Below are 719 nucleotides of genomic sequence, written 5' to 3' on the forward strand. Positions count from 1 at the left end.
TCGCAGGAGGCAGTCCATTCCAGACCATCCTCGGTGCCGTCTCTGCCTTATAGCCGGTAGGGGGTGGGTAATTACCCCAACCGAGCTCAAGGGCGTCAAGCAACAGGTCTAGTGTCGTGGCCCCTGGCCACGCCGCACCACGGTCAATGTCGGAGAGCGTCTGCCGGCTGACACCGACCCTGGCCGCGATCTGAGCTTGGGTACCGTACTGATCGTGGCCAAGCCTCCCTTGGCGTCGATCCTTAAGAAATTTGCCAAGATCGTCACGCAACCGTCCTGCACCCCTTGGTAGCAGCATCCGGGCTAACGGGGCGCGACTGCGCGACATGTCGACATGTCGACATGTCGACATTTCTAATGGTCCGACACAAATACTTTTGTCGGCTTTTTGCGTAAGGCGTCCGCGAGTTCCCAAAACCGGTGAATGCTCCAGCATCAAGCCGCAACAACCGTACCCGATCCTGCACGGGTGTCCGAGGGAGCCACATGAATTCGGGTGGCCGACATCGACGATCTGTTACTGACATTGCTTGCGAAACGCCTAGCGCGCACACTCATGCTCGATCAGGATGCTCATCATCGAAGACGTCGACCGGCTCGGGCGCGACGCGGAGCACATCCACCACATGGTGAAGCTGTTCCGGCGTATCCATTCGGCGACGACCATCGGGCGTAATTTTGTCTCGCGTGCGCGAGCGATCAGGCCGCTTGCTTGATCT

General features: G+C 59.1%; 1 protein-coding gene. It reads right to left on the bottom strand.

Annotation, left to right across the window (positions count from 1 at the left end):
- A partial coding sequence (locus tag QN347_RS21030; RefSeq protein ID WP_416350902.1) for a helix-turn-helix domain-containing protein occupies positions 1–436 on the bottom strand: 436 nt, incomplete at its 3' end.
- Positions 437–719: the final 283 nt, after the last annotated feature.

Origin of the sequence: Sphingomonas sp. 10B4 (assembly GCF_035019905.1) — a bacterium.
Lineage (GTDB): Bacteria > Pseudomonadota > Alphaproteobacteria > Sphingomonadales > Sphingomonadaceae > Sphingomonas > Sphingomonas glacialis.